At 64.8% G+C, this 15231-nt stretch carries 9 protein-coding genes; 2 read left to right on the forward strand and 7 right to left on the reverse strand.

What is annotated here, in order from left to right:
* Positions 1-31: 31 nt before the first annotated feature.
* Genes DX923_RS07855 through tkt form a run of 4 tightly spaced genes read right to left on the reverse strand, consistent with a single transcriptional unit; the run spans position 32 to position 5756 of the window.
* Complete coding sequence (locus tag DX923_RS07855; RefSeq protein ID WP_116113916.1) at positions 32-961, reverse strand: glucose-6-phosphate dehydrogenase assembly protein OpcA; 930 nt, start codon at positions 959-961, stop codon at positions 32-34.
* The gene (gene zwf / locus DX923_RS07860) at positions 958-2502 is read right to left on the reverse strand and encodes a glucose-6-phosphate dehydrogenase (RefSeq protein WP_116113918.1); all 1545 of its coding nucleotides are present in this window, start codon (positions 2500-2502) and stop codon (positions 958-960) included. Before zwf ends, DX923_RS07855 begins: the two co-directional genes overlap by 4 nt.
* Positions 2503-3609, reverse strand: coding sequence for a transaldolase (tal, locus tag DX923_RS07865; RefSeq protein WP_116113920.1), 1107 nt, complete (start codon positions 3607-3609; stop codon positions 2503-2505). It abuts the gene before it with no gap.
* The gene (tkt, locus tag DX923_RS07870) at positions 3606-5756 is read right to left on the reverse strand and encodes a transketolase (protein WP_116113921.1); all 2151 of its coding nucleotides are present in this window, start codon (positions 5754-5756) and stop codon (positions 3606-3608) included. The genes tal and tkt overlap by 4 nt, the downstream gene beginning before the upstream one ends.
* A gap of 272 nt (positions 5757-6028) precedes the next feature.
* Here tkt and DX923_RS07875 point away from each other — a divergent pair, with 272 nt between their 5' ends.
* Entirely contained in the window at positions 6029-7000 is a 972-nt protein-coding gene (locus DX923_RS07875) for a heme o synthase (protein ID WP_116113923.1), read from the forward strand.
* Positions 7001-7046: 46 nt separating this feature from the next.
* On the opposite strand, the gene DX923_RS07880 is transcribed toward DX923_RS07875, so the two are convergent.
* Positions 7047-8042, reverse strand: a complete 996-nt coding sequence (locus tag DX923_RS07880; RefSeq protein WP_116113924.1) for a COX15/CtaA family protein — start codon at positions 8040-8042, stop codon at positions 7047-7049.
* Between the two features lie 275 nt (positions 8043-8317).
* On the opposite strand from DX923_RS07880, the gene DX923_RS07885 reads away from it, so the two are divergent.
* Positions 8318-13549, forward strand: coding sequence for a carboxyl transferase domain-containing protein (locus DX923_RS07885; protein ID WP_116113926.1), 5232 nt, complete (start codon positions 8318-8320; stop codon positions 13547-13549).
* 84 nt (positions 13550-13633) lie between these two features.
* On the opposite strand, the gene DX923_RS07890 is transcribed toward DX923_RS07885, so the two are convergent.
* Positions 13634-14440, reverse strand: a complete 807-nt coding sequence (locus DX923_RS07890) for an ABC transporter permease (RefSeq protein WP_205413007.1) — start codon at positions 14438-14440, stop codon at positions 13634-13636.
* Positions 14437-15135, reverse strand: coding sequence for an ABC transporter ATP-binding protein (locus tag DX923_RS07895; RefSeq protein ID WP_116113927.1), 699 nt, complete (start codon positions 15133-15135; stop codon positions 14437-14439). Before DX923_RS07895 ends, DX923_RS07890 begins: the two co-directional genes overlap by 4 nt.
* Between the last annotated feature and the right edge of the window lie 96 nt (positions 15136-15231).

Here is a 15231-nt window from a genome sequence, read left to right on the forward strand (position 1 = left end):
CACACCCCCAGCGCCTTTCTGGCTTTGCGCGTCAGCTCTCCGAAGAACCCTTGACCAAGGGTATCCCCTTCACCAAGGTCTCCTCGTAGACCTCGTCCGGGTCCAAACGGGCGAGTTCGTCAGCAAGGCATTCCTCATCAGTGCGACGTGCTAGGGCGATCCGACGCACCGGTTGCCCTGGCTGGGACAGGACAGCTACCAGGCCATCTGGACGGATCAGTTCCAGCGACCCACTCTCTCGTTCCAGAACGACCGACAGAAGGCCGCTTCCAGCAGCGGCGCGATCACGGGTGACCGTGCAGGCCAAACGATGGGCCAGCCAACCTGCGATGAGGTCTGTCGATGCGGAGTCCTCCCCGCCGCAGACAGTCACGTGGGTCACGGCTTCGAAAGGCGGCTGTTCCAATGCTGCGGCAAGAATTCCCCGCCACCGGGTGACTCGGGTCCAGGCCAGATCGGTGTCGCCGGCCGCATAGGTGCGTGGCCGGGAGAAGATCGTCTTCAACGGGTCGGACGAATGCTCCGCGTCGGTGATCCGGCGACGGGCCAAGGCCCCGACCGGGTCCTGGGCCGGGTTCTTCGGCGCATTCTGTGGCCACCAGGCCACGACCGGTGAGTCCGGCAGCAGGAAAGGCAGTACCACTGACTCGGCGTGACTGTTCACTTCACCGAAAAGCCTCAGGACAACGATCTCCGAAGCGCCGGCGTCACCCCCCACTCTGATCTGACCATCGATCCGGTTCTTGCCTCGTCGGGTGCTGTTGACCACGCAGACGATCCGGCTCGGATGTTGATGGGTGGCCTGAGTCGCGACCTGCAGAGTGTCCTCGGCGTGTTCGTCATCGACGACGATCACCAAGGTCAGGACCCGACTCAGGGCCATGGCGCCGGTGTCCTCGCGCAGACCCTGCAGCCTGGAGGCCAGCGCACCGACCGTGGTACCTGGAAGATCGACGATCATGGCATCCTCCAGGCGCGTCCGTCACGGGACAGCATGTCGTGGGCGCTCTGCGGGCCCCATTGTCCCGCAGGATAGGTCTGCGGTCGATCAGGGGAGAGAGCCCAGGCCTTGGTCACCGGGTCGAGGATCTGCCAGGACAGTTCGACTTCCTCATGGCGGGGGAACAGTGGTGGGTCGCCCAGGAGGACGTCGAGGATCAACCGTTCGTAGGCTTCCGGGCTGGACTCGGTGAATGAGCGTCCGTACCCGAAGTCCATGGATACCTCGCGGACTTCCATCTGCGCGCCGGGCACTTTCGCTCCGAAACGCATGGTCACTCCTTCGTCGGGCTGGACCCGGATGACGATGGCGTTCTGCCCGAGTTCTTCGGCATCGGTCTCGTCGAACGGCAGGTGCGGGGCTCGTTTGAAGACCAGGGCGATCTCGGTGACCCGTTTGGCCAGCCGCTTCCCGGTCCGCAGGTAGAAAGGCACCCCGGCCCACCTGCGGGTTTCTACGACGAGTTTCAAAGCGGCGAAGGTCTCTGTGGTCGAATTCGTGTCGACGCCCTGTTCATCGGCGTAGCTCCCGACCGGGACACCCCCTTGCCATCCTGCTCCGTAACGGCCACGAGCGGTGGCCTCTGCCACCGGACCGGCGAGACGGACGGCGGAGAGCACTTTCTCCTTCTCGGCGCGCAGATGGTGTGCAGCGAAGGAGATCGGTTCCTCCATCGCGGTTAACGCGAGCAGCTGAAGGAGATGGTTCTGGATGACGTCCCGGGCTGCGCCGATCCCGTCGTAGTATCCGGCCCGTCCGCCGATACCGATGTCTTCAGCCATGGTGATCTGGACATGGTCGATGTGGTTGCTGTTCCAGATTGGTTCGAACAGTTCGTTGGCGAAACGCAGCGCCAACAGGTTCTGTACGGTTTCCTTCCCGAGGTAATGATCGATCCGGAAGACCGAGTCGGCGGGAAAGACGTTCTCGACGATCTCATTCAGCGTTCTGGCACTGGCGAGGTCATCACCGAAAGGTTTTTCGATGATCACCCGACGCCAGGCTTCCTCCTGAGAAGACGCCAAGCCCGAACGCTGCAACTGCTGGCACACCGGACCGAAATAGGACGGGGGGATCGACAGGTAGAAGGCGTGATTGCCCCCGGTACCTCGTTGTTCGTCGAGTTCTTTCACCGTGGCGCTGAGCCGGTCGAAAGCCTCGTCGTCGTCGAAGGCCCCGGACACGAACCGGACGCCTTCGAGGAGCTGGCGCCACACCTCTTCCCGGAAAGCAGTACGAGCATGTGCTCGCACTGCTTCGTGCACGACAGCGGCGAAGTCCTCGTCCCGCCAATCCCGGCGGCCGAAACCCACCAGGGAGAACCCCGGCGGCAGCAGCCCCCGATTTGCCAGGTCGTAGATCGCCGGAAGGAGTTTCTTCCGAGCGAGGTCACCGGTGACTCCGAACATCACCATCGCGCACGGCCCGGCGATCCGCGGGAGACGTTTGTCCCGCGGATCCCGGAGCGGGTTGACGCCGGGAGCGATCTGAACAGGGCTCATTCAGTCACGCACTTCCTTGAGCCCGGACTCCACTGATGCCAACAGCTCAGCCCAGGAATCTTCAAACTTCACCAGGCCTTCGGCCTCCAGCTTCTCCACGACTTCCGCGTAGGAGATCCCCAACCTTTCCACATCGTCAAGGATGGTCGCTGCGGCTTCGTACGAACCGGTGACCAGGTCACCGAGGACTTCAGCGTGATCGGCCACCGCGGTCAACGTTGCTCGCGGCATCGTGTTCACCGTTCCTGGTGCCACCAGGCCGACCACGTACATCGTGTCCGGATAGGACGGGTCCTTCACACCGGTGGAGGCCCACAACGGACGCTGGCGCAGGGCACCGTCGTCGGCGAGATTCGCCCATCGAGGTGTGCTGAAGGTCTCCTCGTAGGCCTGGTAGGCCAGGCAGGCATTGGCGATACCGGCCCGGCCACGCAGTGCAGCGGACTCCGGCTCCTTCAACCGGGGATCGATCTCGCCATCGACCCGACTGATGAAGAAGGACGCCACCGAATGGATCCGGTTCAACGGGCGACCCGCCTCACGGGCCTGCTCGAGGCCCGTGAGGTAGGCGTTCATGACTGCCCGATAACGATCCAGCGAGAAGATCAAGGTGACATTCACATCGATGCCCTCGGCGATGAGGGTAGAAATGGCGGGAAGCCCCTCCACCGTCGCCGGAACCTTGATCATCACATTCGGCCGGTCGATGACGGACCACAGTCTGCGGGCCATCTCGACCGTCCCGGAGGTGTCCCGGGCCAGGCGGGGGTCGACCTCGATCGACACCCGTCCGTCCTGACCCTGTGTCCGGTCGTACACCGGGCGCAACACGTCGCACGCCTGCTGGACATCCGCAGTCGTGATCGTGAAGACCGCTTCGTCGATTTCCACGCCTTGACCAGCGAGTTCAGCGAGCTGGGGAGCATAGGCATCCCCGTCCCTGAGCGCCCCGGCGAAGATCGTCGGATTCGTGGTGACCCCCACCACGTGCTGTTCGTCCACGAGTGAGGCCAGCTCACCCGTGGTGATCATCGCCCGGTTCAGGTCGTCGAGCCAGATGGACACGCCTTCGTCGGCGAGTCGTTCCAGCCGTGGGTTCTGAGTCATCTGGTCCCTTCCACCGCGGACAAGGTCTCCTTGGCGGCAGCGACGACGCGCTCCGCCGTGAACCCGTACTCTTCGAACAGTTTTGCACCTGAAGCGGATTCTCCGAAGTGGTCGATGCTCACGATGACACCGGCGTCACCGACGAACTCCCGCCACTGACCGGAGTGCGCTGCCTCCACGGCGACCCGGGCCCGGATCTGCGAAGGCAAGACCGACTCACGGTATTCCGCGCTCTGAGCAGCGAACCACTCCCAGCAGGGCATCGAGACGACCCGGGCTCGCACCCCCTCAGCGGACAAGGTCTCGTAAGCGGCCAGCGCCAGCTGTACTTCCGAACCGGTGGCCATCAGGACGACCTCCGCTTCACCCTCGGAGTCAGCCAGGACGTACGCCCCCTTGGCGACGCCCTCCGCGGAGGCATAACGCTCCCGATCGACGGTGGGCACTGCTTGACGGGTCAACAGGATCGCTTTCGGGTTCTCCCAGCTACGCAGGATCGTCCGCCATGCCACCGCCGTCTCATTGGCATCAGCCGGCCGCACGACTTCCAGGTTCGGGATGAGCCGCAGGCTCGGGATGTGCTCGATCGGCTGGTGAGTGGGACCGTCCTCACCCAGACCGACCGAGTCGTGCGTCCACACGAAGACCGCGGGCATCTTCTGCAGGGCAGCCAGGCGCACTGCAGGCCGCATGAAGTCGGAGAAGGTCAAGAAGGTGCCACCGTACGGACGGGTCAGCCCCTCCAGTGCAATCCCGTTGAGGATCATGCCCATGGCGTTCTCACGGATCCCGAAGTGCAAAGTGCGGCCGTACGGTCCGCCCTTCCACGCGCGAGTCTGGTGCTCGGCAGGGATGAAGCTGGGCTGACCTTCCATCGTCGTGTTGTTCGATTCGGCCAGGTCAGCGGACCCACCCCACAACTCCGGCATGACATCGGCCAGGGCCGACAGGATCTTGCCCGACGCAGCCCGAGTCGCGACACCCTTGGCATCTGCAGGGAAGACCGGGAACGCCTCGTCGAAACCTACAGGTGTCTCGTGAGCCAGGACCCGGTCGAGCAGTGCCGCACGCTCCGGGTTCGCAGCCCTCCAGGACTCGAAACGCGCATCCCACTGAGCGCGTTCGGCCCGAGCCCGCTCGGCCAGACCACCACGGGTGTGCGCGATGACCGCATCGTCGACCGCGAAATCTGCCTCAGGGTCGAAACCGAGCAACTTCTTCGTGGCCTGGATCTCCTCCGCACCCAGCGCGGCGCCGTGCGACTTACCGGTGTCCTGCAGCGTCGGTGCAGGCCAGGCGATGATCGTGTCGAGGACGACGATGGTCGGTTTATCGGTGACCTGTCGGCCCTCGTCGATAGCAGCATGCAAGGCGTCGATGTCCTCGACGTAGACGTCACCAGTGGAGTCCTGACGCCAGTCGACGTGGCGCACATCCCACCCGTAGGACGCGAACCGGGCAGCGACATCCTCACTGAAGGAAATGTCGGTCTGATCCTCGATGGAGATGTAGTTCGAGTCGTAGACCAGAGTCAGATTGCCCAACTGCTGGTGACCGGCCAACGAGCAGGCCTCGGACGCGACCCCCTCCTGAAGACACCCGTCACCGGCGATGACATAGACGTGGTGATCGAAGGGGCTCTCCCCGGCAGGAGCCTCAGGGTCGAAAATCCCACGCTGGCGACGCTGCGCCATCGCCATCCCCACCGCACTGGCCAGCCCCGAGCCCAAGGGGCCCGTCGTGATCTCCACACCAGTGGTGTGATGTACCTCGGGGTGACCAGGAGTCCTGCTCTTCCAGGTGCGCAGAGCCTTCAGATCATCGAGCTCCAAGCCAATACCGGCCAGGTACAGCTGTACGTACTGCGTGAGACTGGAATGCCCGTTGGACAGCACGAACCGGTCCCTGCCCAGCCACATCGCATCGGACGGATCGAGCTTCATCACGTTCTGATACAGCAGGTAGGCCACCGGCGCCAGACTCATCGCAGTACCAGGGTGACCGTTACCGACCTTCTGCACCGCGTCAGCAGCCAAGAGGCGCGCGGTGTCCACGGCCCGGACATCGAGATCACTCCACCCGACCGACTCCGCCACCGGGGCGGTAAGAGACTGGTCACGATGAGCGAAGGGGCGTAGCTGGGACACTGATTCTCCTCACTGGGCGAGATCACAGGCGGACCTGCGGGCGCACTCGTCGGCGCTGTTCGGCGTACCGGGCAGCACTGACCGGAACATCCACACTCGAGCGTACTCATCACTCGAGACACTGGAAATCAGGGGTTCAGAGCGCTGCCCTGCGTACCCACTGCGCCGTAGACTGGCGATACCTCGTTCAACGGAAGAATGGGGAAAAAGCTTCCCGACAGTCCCCGAACCCCACGGAAGCTGTCGACTGGATCCGGCACTCGAAGGACACCGTGACCACGCTGCACCCTCGCCGCCACAGCGCACCGACCGAGGACCACCACGCCACCGGACCGGTCCCTGCCGCCACTTTCGGCGACTACATGTCACTGGTGAAACCACGAATCATCGAGCTGCTTCTCGTCACCACCTTCCCGGTCATGTTCCTCGCCCAACGAGGCCTCCCTTCCCCCTGGCTGATCGCCGCCACCCTGATCGGCGGAACCCTCTCCGCAGCCAGTGCCAACATCCTCAACTGCTACCTCGACCGAGACATCGACCGGCTGATGCACCGCACCGAGAACCGCCCCCTGGTCACCGGCGTGATCTCCCCCCGGCGCGCCCTCACCCTCGGCATCACCGTCGGCCTGTCCTCCGTGGCCGTACTAGGGCTCTGCGTGAACTGGCTATCGGCCTGGCTGTCCCTCGCAGCCATCTTCCTCTACGTCGGCTTCTACACCGCGCTCCTCAAAAGACGCACCTCCCAGAACATCGTCTGGGGAGGAGCCGCCGGCTGCATGCCCGTCCTCATCGGCTGGGCAGCCGTCACCAACAGCCTCGCCTGGGCACCAGTGATCCTCTTCCTCGTCGTCTTCTTCTGGACACCACCGCACTACTGGCCACTGTCCATGCGCTTCAAAGACGACTACGCCGCTGCAGGCGTCCCCATGCTCCCCGTCGTCGCCCAAGACCTCCAGGTCGCCCGCCAGATCGTCATCTACTCCTGGGCCACCGTCGCCATCTCCCTGGCACTCATCCCCATCGCATCCATGGGCTGGATCTACACCCTGACCGCAGCCACCTCCGGCGTCGTCTTCCTCATCGAGGCCCACCGCCTGTGGTCACGGGCGAAGAACCCCGCCAACGACTCCCTGGCCTCCCTCAAGCCCATGCGGCTCTTCCACTACTCGATCAGCTACCTGACCATCCTCTTCGCCGCCGTAGCCATCGACCCCCTCGTCCACCTGCCCCTCCCGCTGCACTGACCGCTCCCGGGAACAAGCACTGCAGAACGACCAGGCAACCCCACGATCAGGCCGAATGCGCTCGCGGGTGTTCAAGGGTTCCGCGGGGCTGATCCGGTACGGCGGGGGAGCGCCCTGCCATCATGGCGAAGGTCACCACGGCGGTCAGGAGGGCCGACAGGCCCATGTGGATCGCGACCAGGGCGATGGGAAGTCCGGTGAAGTACTGCAGATAGCCGATGGCACCTTCGACGATGACCAACAGCAGGGTGAACGACCACCAGCGTGTCGATTGAGCCCGGACTCCGTCGGGACACCCGGTTTCACGGCGAGAAAGCAGGACCAGTGCGAGGACCCCGCCGGTGAAGATCCACACCGACAGGGCGTGCACACGAGAAGTCAGCAGAGGGTCGAATCCGAAACGGACGTTCTCGACCGAGTCCCCGGAGTGGGGCCCGGATCCGGTGACTGCGGTGCCCAGGGTCACCACGACCGCGAAAGCCAAGGCCACAGTCGTCGTCAGTCGACGAATCAGCGGGCTGGCGGCTGCAGTGCTGGGGTGGCCCCCGTTGTCGTGGTGGGCGAGCAGCCACGCGGAATAAGCGACCAAGGCGATCGACAGGAGGAAATGGGGCGAGACCGTCCGGGGGTCGAGTTTGGTGAGCACGATGATTCCACCGACGACGGCCTGACCGAGGACTCCGGCCAGGGGGATCCAAGCCCATTTCCTGAAGCTCCGCGTCTGCGCGCTGTCCACGGCCCGGTGCCGGCGCCAGGCAGCCATCACCACCCAGACCGCAGCTGCAGTCAGGACGAAGGTCATCAACCGGTTGCCGAATTCGACGTAGACATGCCACCCCTGGGCCTGCTTGGCCACCGGGGTGAACGAACCGGGAGTGCACTGGGGCCATGTCGGGCAGCCCAGTCCTGATCCGGTCAGCCGGACCAGACCCCCGGAGACGATGATCGTGCCTTGCAGGACGAGATTGGCGATCAGTGCCGCCCGCAGGCGAAAGGGGTCGACCTGCCGGGTAGAGGGTGCATCGGGGCTCACGGGCGTCATCGTACGTGCCGAGCAGGGGCGGAAGGTGGACTTGGGGAACCTGGTCGCCGACCGGTTCCACCGAGCGAGTTGGTGGACCTCCCCAAAAGTCGACGAATAAATTTATAAGAGGTCCACATAAAGGTTACTGATGAGTCAAGTGATTTGAATCTCATTTATTCCTGCAAGCCTCTGATCTGCAATTACTTGCCAGTCAACCCATTAAGGTCCCATGCAATGTGGCGCGGCTCACAGCCCGCTGATTGATATGGACAACCCGAGGGACGGACCTGAACATGGCGTCGACGACGCAGCAGCACACCTACCGCATCGCCATCCTCGACGGCGGCGACACCGCACAACGGATCATCGCCGCCGTCGACACCCTGCACCGCGACCACGGCACCCCCAGCAAATCCTTGGCCGCTCACCCCGAACATGAGCAGAGCCCCTGGTACACCCGCGACGCCGATGCCACCATCCCTCTCCCCACACGCCACAGCCCACAAGCACTCGCCGAACTACTCGCCGACCACGGAACAACTCACGCCTGGTGCCCCGACCCCGAAGACCATTATCTCGCCGAAGCCCTCACCACACACGGCATCACCCCGCTGTCCCCACCCAGAACACACCTCGACGCCCTCGCCGACCCCGCCTGGATCAACACCCAACTCACCGGCCTCGACCTGGCACACCACCTGCCCGACCAACCACAGCCCGGCCGCGTCCTGGAAACCGTCCTCCTACGCGACCACACCGGTCACGTCTGCATCCTCGGACCCGCCGAACACCTCCACCACGACGGAGAACACCCCACCCTCAGCGAACTACCCGCCATGGGACTCACCGACGACACCGCACGCCTGACCCACACCGCAGCACTTCGCCTCGCCGAAGCCCTCGACCTACGAGGAACACTCACCCTCCGATTCACCCTCGACCCGGACCAGCGACTCACCTGCCACGGGATCGACGCCACCGGACGCCCCGAACACTCCCTGTGGAACAGCGCCACCGGAACCGACCTCACCGCACTCCACCTCCACACCACCCTCGGCGGAGAACTACCCGCACACCTGAGCACCCACCCCCACACCGTGCAACTCCGGCTCCTCACCACCCCGGACAGCCCACCAGCCACCGTCCTCGCTCACACCCCCGCCACCGGGCTAGGCATCCACCATGAACCAGGCCCCCGCCCCACCGACCGGATCGACCCCGCCACCGACCGAACCCTGAGCACCATCACCGCCTGGGGACACCATCGCGACCACGCACTCCACCGGGCACAGAACGCCCTCGACCGAACCCACATCTCCCTCACCCGCGGCGACACCAACCGACACGACCTCCGCACCGCACTGCACACCCTGCACACACCCGCCCGCCACCCCGAAACCGACTCGAACTCCGACCTGGCCGCACTCCTCATCGCCGCCACCGAATTCCACACCGCCGACCTCCGCCGCACCTGCCAGGAATTCCGCACCGGAGCCGACCGCGGCCGACCCACCCAACCCGCACCACTCCCACCGATCACCCTCACCCACCACGGACACCAGTACCGACTCCACGTCCGCCACATCGCCCCCAGAACCTTCCACATCCACGACCTGACCACCCACGACGGAGGCAGAACCACCGTCGTCGTCGACACCATCGACGAACACCACCGCCGCATCACCCACCACGGCCACACCCACCGAGCCACCACCACCGTCCACGACGACCACATCCGACTCGACCTCGACGGCCACGCCCACACCCTCACCCGACAAGACGGCATCCTCATCCGAGCCACCGCCCCCGCCCTGGTCACCGCGATCCTCGTCGACCCCGGAACACAGATCCACCCCGGACAACCCCTCGCCATCGTCGAATCGATGAAGATGTCCACCACCATCCACAGCGAGTTCGCCGGCGAAGTCACCACCATCGACGCCCACCCACACCAACAGATCACCACCGGAAGCGCCCTCATGCGCATCCGCCCCCACGGACCCATCCCACCCACCCCCGACACAGACCCCACCCACCCCCGACTACACCTGACCGACACCCCCACCACCCACCCCCTCGACCGAGCCCACACCTACCTCCTCGGCTACGACCTCGACACCACCCCGGCACAACTCCTCACCGAATACCAAAACAACACCACCGAACCCACCACCCACACCCTCACCGCAGAAGACACCTTCCTCGACCTCTTCGCCGACATCGCCTCACTTCACCGACCACGCACCGACCACGAACCCACCGACACCACACCACTCACCCAGACCGACACCCAGGAATACTTCACCTCCTACCTGACCTGGCTCGACACCCACCAAGCAGGACTACCCCCGCGCTACCGCGAACGCCTCGACCGCGCGCTCACCCGATACGGCACCCACACCCACGACAACCGGACAACCCTCGAAAACGCCACCCTGTGGCTCTTCCGCTCATTCACCCGCATCCCCTCCACCGCAGACCTCACCCGCGCCATCCTCCGCCGACGCCTCAACCACACCCGAACACAACCCCACCTCGCCGACCACCACCTCAAAAAACGCCTCGAAAAACTCACCCACGCCACCGACACCCGCCAACCAGACATCGCCGACCTCGCCAGAGACCTCCTCTTCCACCTCTACGACGAACCCCTCCTGCACCACGCCGAACAACAAGCCACCACCCACGCCCACACCCATCTCGCCGCGCTCGCCGACCACCACGAAACCGACCAGCACATCGACGCACTCGTCGCACACCCCTACCCGCTCACCCAACTCCTCGTCGACAGCTGGCGACAGGCCGCTGAACAGGTGGTCCTCGGCCAACCAGCCCCCCATATCCCCGCAACAGACCCCCGCCCCGGCATCCTGCTGACCCACCTACGCCGCACACACCGAACCCACACCAATGCCACCACCTCCACCACCGAAGGCGTCCTGTTCGCCCGCGCCACCCACCACCACAGCGACACGACCAGCCACGTCCTCACCGCCTTCACCCCCCACCACCACATCCACCCCACCCTGACCGCCCTCAACCACCACCTGGACCACCACGCCACTCCCGGCGAAAAAACCACCATCGAACTCGTCACCTGGGAAGACCACCCCACACCCACCGCACTCGACCTCACCCGACACCACCCGCACCCCACCCTGCACCGCCTCAACATCACCCACCTCACCGACCACACCACCCACCACCACAGCTACACCGTCACCGACACCCACCTCACCGAAGACCCCGCCCACCACGACCTCCACCCCTGCCTCGCCGCACACCTCCACCTGTGGCGACTCCAGAACTTCACCCTCCGACGACTCCCCGCACCCCCCGACGTCCACCTCTTCGACGCCACCGCCAAAGACAACCCCCAAGACCACCGACTCATCGCTCTCGCCGACGTCCGCGACCTCACCCCCACCCACGACGCCCACGGCAACACCACCTACCCCCACCTCGGCCGCCTCGGAGCACAAGCCCTCGCCGCGATCCGCGCCGAACTAGCCACCTACCCCGCCAGACACCGCCCCCACGGCAACCTCCTCATGATGATGGTCCGCCCCCGCTGGGACATCCCCACCGACCAATGGACCACCCTCGCCAACACCTACGCCACCCTCGCCCGCGGCGCCGAACTAGAAAAAGTCACCCTCCACGTCGACCTCCCCCACCAACCCGACACCACCATCACCGTCGAAGGCCTCGCCCCCGACTCATCACCCCGCATCCGACTCACCCACCACAACCCCGACCCCATCCCCACCCGCAGCACCTACGCCCAAAAAGTCCACACCGCAGCCCGCTTCGGATCCCCCTACCCCTACGAAATCATCCGCATGCTCACCCCCGACCCCCAAGACAGCTCAGCCTTCCCCACCGGAACCTTCACCGAGATGGACCTCGGCCCCCACGACGAACTCACCCCAACCCCCCGCGACCCCGGACACAACCAAGCCCACCTCGTCGTCGGAACCCTCACCAACATCACCGACACCCACCCCGAAGGCATGACCCGCGTCGCCATCCTCTCCGACCCCACCAACGGCCTGGGCAACCTCGCCGAACCCGAATGCCGACGCATCAACGCCGCCCTCGCCTACGCCACCCAACACCACCTCCCCGTCGAGTGGTACGCCGTCTCCTCCGGCGCGCTCATCGCCATGGACTCCGGCACCGAAAACATGGACTGGATCAGCCTCACCCTCCGCCGAATCATCGAATTCACCCAATCCGGCGGAGAAATCAACATCATCGTCACCGGCATCAACGTCGGCGGACAGCCCTACTGGAACGCCGAAGCCACCATGCTCATGCACACCCGCGGCATCCTCATCATGACCCCCGCCTCCCAAATGGTCCTCACCGGAAAACAAGCCCTCGAATACTCCGGAGCCATGTCAGCCGAAGACAACCACGGCATCGGCGGATACCACCGCATCATGGGACCCAACGGCCAAGCCCAATACTGGGCACCCACCTTCGCCGACGCCTGCCACATCCTCCTCCGCCACTACGACCACACCTACCTCACCCCAGGCGAACACTTCCCCCGCCGCCGACCCACCCAAGACCCCACCACCCGAGACATCCGCACATCCCCCCACCACCTCCACAACTCCACCCTCAACACCATCGGCGACATCTTCGACCCCACCCACAACGCCGACCGAAAAACCCCCTTCGACATGCGCTCCGTCATGAAAGCCCTCAGCGACACCGACCACCAACCCCTCGAACGCTGGCGCGACTGGCACGGCGCAGACACCGTCATCACCTGGGACACCACCATCGGAGGCATCCCCGTCTGCCTCCTCGGACTCGAATCCCACCCCATCACCCGCACCGGATACATCCCCGCCGACGGACCCCCCTCCTGGACCGCAGGAACCCTCTTCCCCCAGGCCTCCCGCAAATGCGCCCGCACCATCAACGCCACCTCCGGAAACCGCCCCCTCGTCGTCCTCGCCAACCTCTCCGGATTCGACGGCTCACCCGAATCCATGCGCAACTGGCAACTCGAATACGGTGCCGAAATCGGCCGCGCCATCACCAACTTCCGCGGACCCATCATCTTCGTCGTCGTCTCCCGCTACCACGGAGGAGCCTTCGTCGTCTTCTCCAAACAACTCAACCCCTTCATGGAAATCGCCGCCATCACCGGCTCCTACGCCTCAGTCATCGGCGGAGCCCCCGCCGCCGCCACCGTCTTCGTCCGCGACGTCAAAAAACGCACCGAACAAGACCCCCGCGTCCTCAACGCCCGCCACACCGCCGACCAAGCCACCGGCCCCCACGCACACCAAGCCCGCCTCAACGCCCAACACATCACCGACACAGTGCGCTCGCAGCGGCTCCGTGAAGTCGCCGACGAATTCGACGCCGTGCACACCGTCGAGCGGGCGCTTCGGGTCGGATCGGTCGACCGGATCATCGCACCCCAGGAACTGCGCCCCTATGTCATCGACGCTCTCGAACGCGGGATGGCTGCCTACACGGTCCACCACGAGAACCTGAGCTGATCCGCACGATTCCCACCGAACGTTGGGTGGTCCCGACGGTCATGTCGCCGGGACCACCCAAGGCTTCTTCTCCGACAGCAACCCTCAGTCTGACCAGCGGAAGAAACGAACTGTCGCCGCGGTGAATCCGACACCCCAGACCGTCAGGACCAACAACGGAAGGACAGCCACCGAACCTTGAGCAGCCGTTCGTAATCCCTCACTCAGAGCGCCGGGCGGCAGCAAAGGGACCATGGATGCCCACCACTGCGGGTAGCCCTGAGCAGGAAGGAGTACCGCGCCACCGAAAGCCATCACCACCCACAGCAGATTCGCCAAAGCGAGCACCGCTTCGGCGCGCAGCGTTCCGGCCAGTAGCAGCGCCATTGCCACGAATGTCGTCGTCCCCATCAGCCAGAACACCCCGAATCCAGGGAGCAGTGGCCACGAAGGACGCCACCCCAGGAGGACACCGACCGCCGCCAGCACAGCGAACTGCACCACCTGGATGAACAACACTGCCAAGACGCGCCCGTACAAAAACCCGTCTCGGCCCAGGGGAGTGGTCCCCATCAGCCGTAACACCCCGTACCGCCGGTCGAACCCGGTCCCGATGGCCTGGCCGGTGAACGCCGAGGAGAGCAAAGCCAGAGCCAGCACACCCGGCATCACGACATCGATCCGCGGCCCACCCCCCAGATCCGGATAAGGAGAGAACGCCAAACCCACCAAAGCCAGCACCGGCAAGACGACGGAGACCAGAAGCTGCTCACCGTTACCCAGAATGGTGACCATGTCGAACCGGGCCTGAGCCAGAACCCGTCGTAACGGCGCCGCCGCACCACCACTCACACCGGACGACCTACGGCCACTCTGCACAGGCGCACCCTCTCCGCTCGCCGTACCGTTCATCGCCGTGTCCTTCCCGTGAACGTGAAATATGCCTCGGAGAGAGCGCCGCCCCCACAGATCTCCGACAGCGCACCCTGCGCCACCGCACGTCCACCATTAACGATCACCACCTGGTCGGCCAGTTCCTCGGCCTCCTCGAAGGAATGGGTGGTCAACACCACACACGCCCCTCGATCACGATGCTCCCGCACGATGTCGTAGACATCCAACCGAGCATGCGGGTCAAGCCCGGAGGTCGGCTCGTCGAGAAAAACCACATCCGGCGAACCGATCAACGCCGCAGCGAAAGCCACCCGCCGACGCTGCCCACCGGACAACCGACGGACAACAGTCCGGGCATAACCGTCGATCCCCAGCCGCCGCACCACACCATCGACATCAACAGGCTGCTCGTAGAACTGAGCCAGATGCTCCAAGACCGCTACCGGACGAGCCCCATTCGGCAACCCCCCGTCCTGAAGCATCACCCCGACACGGGCTCGATGAGAAGCAGACGCCCGCCACGGATCACTACCCAACACCTCAACCCGTCCACCATCCGGACGAATCAGCCCCTCCAAGCACTCCATCGTGGTGGTCTTCCCTGCACCATTCGACCCCAGCACCACGGCCACCTCACCGGGACGCGCAGACCAACTCATCTTCTCCACAGCGACAGTGGATCCAAAACGCTTGCAGAGATTTTCGACGATCACAACGGGCACGCCCCGAAGTCTAGGCGGCAGAACACCCCAGCAGGCGCGCCTCGACCAGGGCAACTACGGAGAGAAACGGTCCGTCCACACCGACAC

Source organism: Austwickia chelonae (assembly GCF_003391095.1).
GTDB classification, from domain to species: Bacteria; Actinomycetota; Actinomycetes; order Actinomycetales; family Dermatophilaceae; genus Austwickia; species Austwickia chelonae_A.

Excerpts from the sequence above, each read along its gene's own strand:
- DX923_RS07890 (WP_205413007.1), bottom strand. The coding sequence starts at position 14,440 with ATGAACGGTACGGCGAGCGGAGAGGGTGCGCCTGTGCAGAGTGGCCGT.
- DX923_RS07880 (WP_116113924.1), bottom strand. The coding sequence starts at position 8,042 with ATGACGCCCGTGAGCCCCGATGCACCCTCTACCCGGCAGGTCGACCCC.
- zwf (WP_116113918.1), bottom strand. The coding sequence starts at position 2,502 with ATGAGCCCTGTTCAGATCGCTCCCGGCGTCAACCCGCTCCGGGATCCG.
- DX923_RS07885 (WP_116113926.1), top strand. The coding sequence starts at position 8,318 with ATGGCGTCGACGACGCAGCAGCACACCTACCGCATCGCCATCCTCGAC.
- tal (WP_116113920.1), bottom strand. The coding sequence starts at position 3,609 with ATGACTCAGAACCCACGGCTGGAACGACTCGCCGACGAAGGCGTGTCC.
- DX923_RS07855 (WP_116113916.1), bottom strand. The coding sequence starts at position 961 with ATGATCGTCGATCTTCCAGGTACCACGGTCGGTGCGCTGGCCTCCAGG.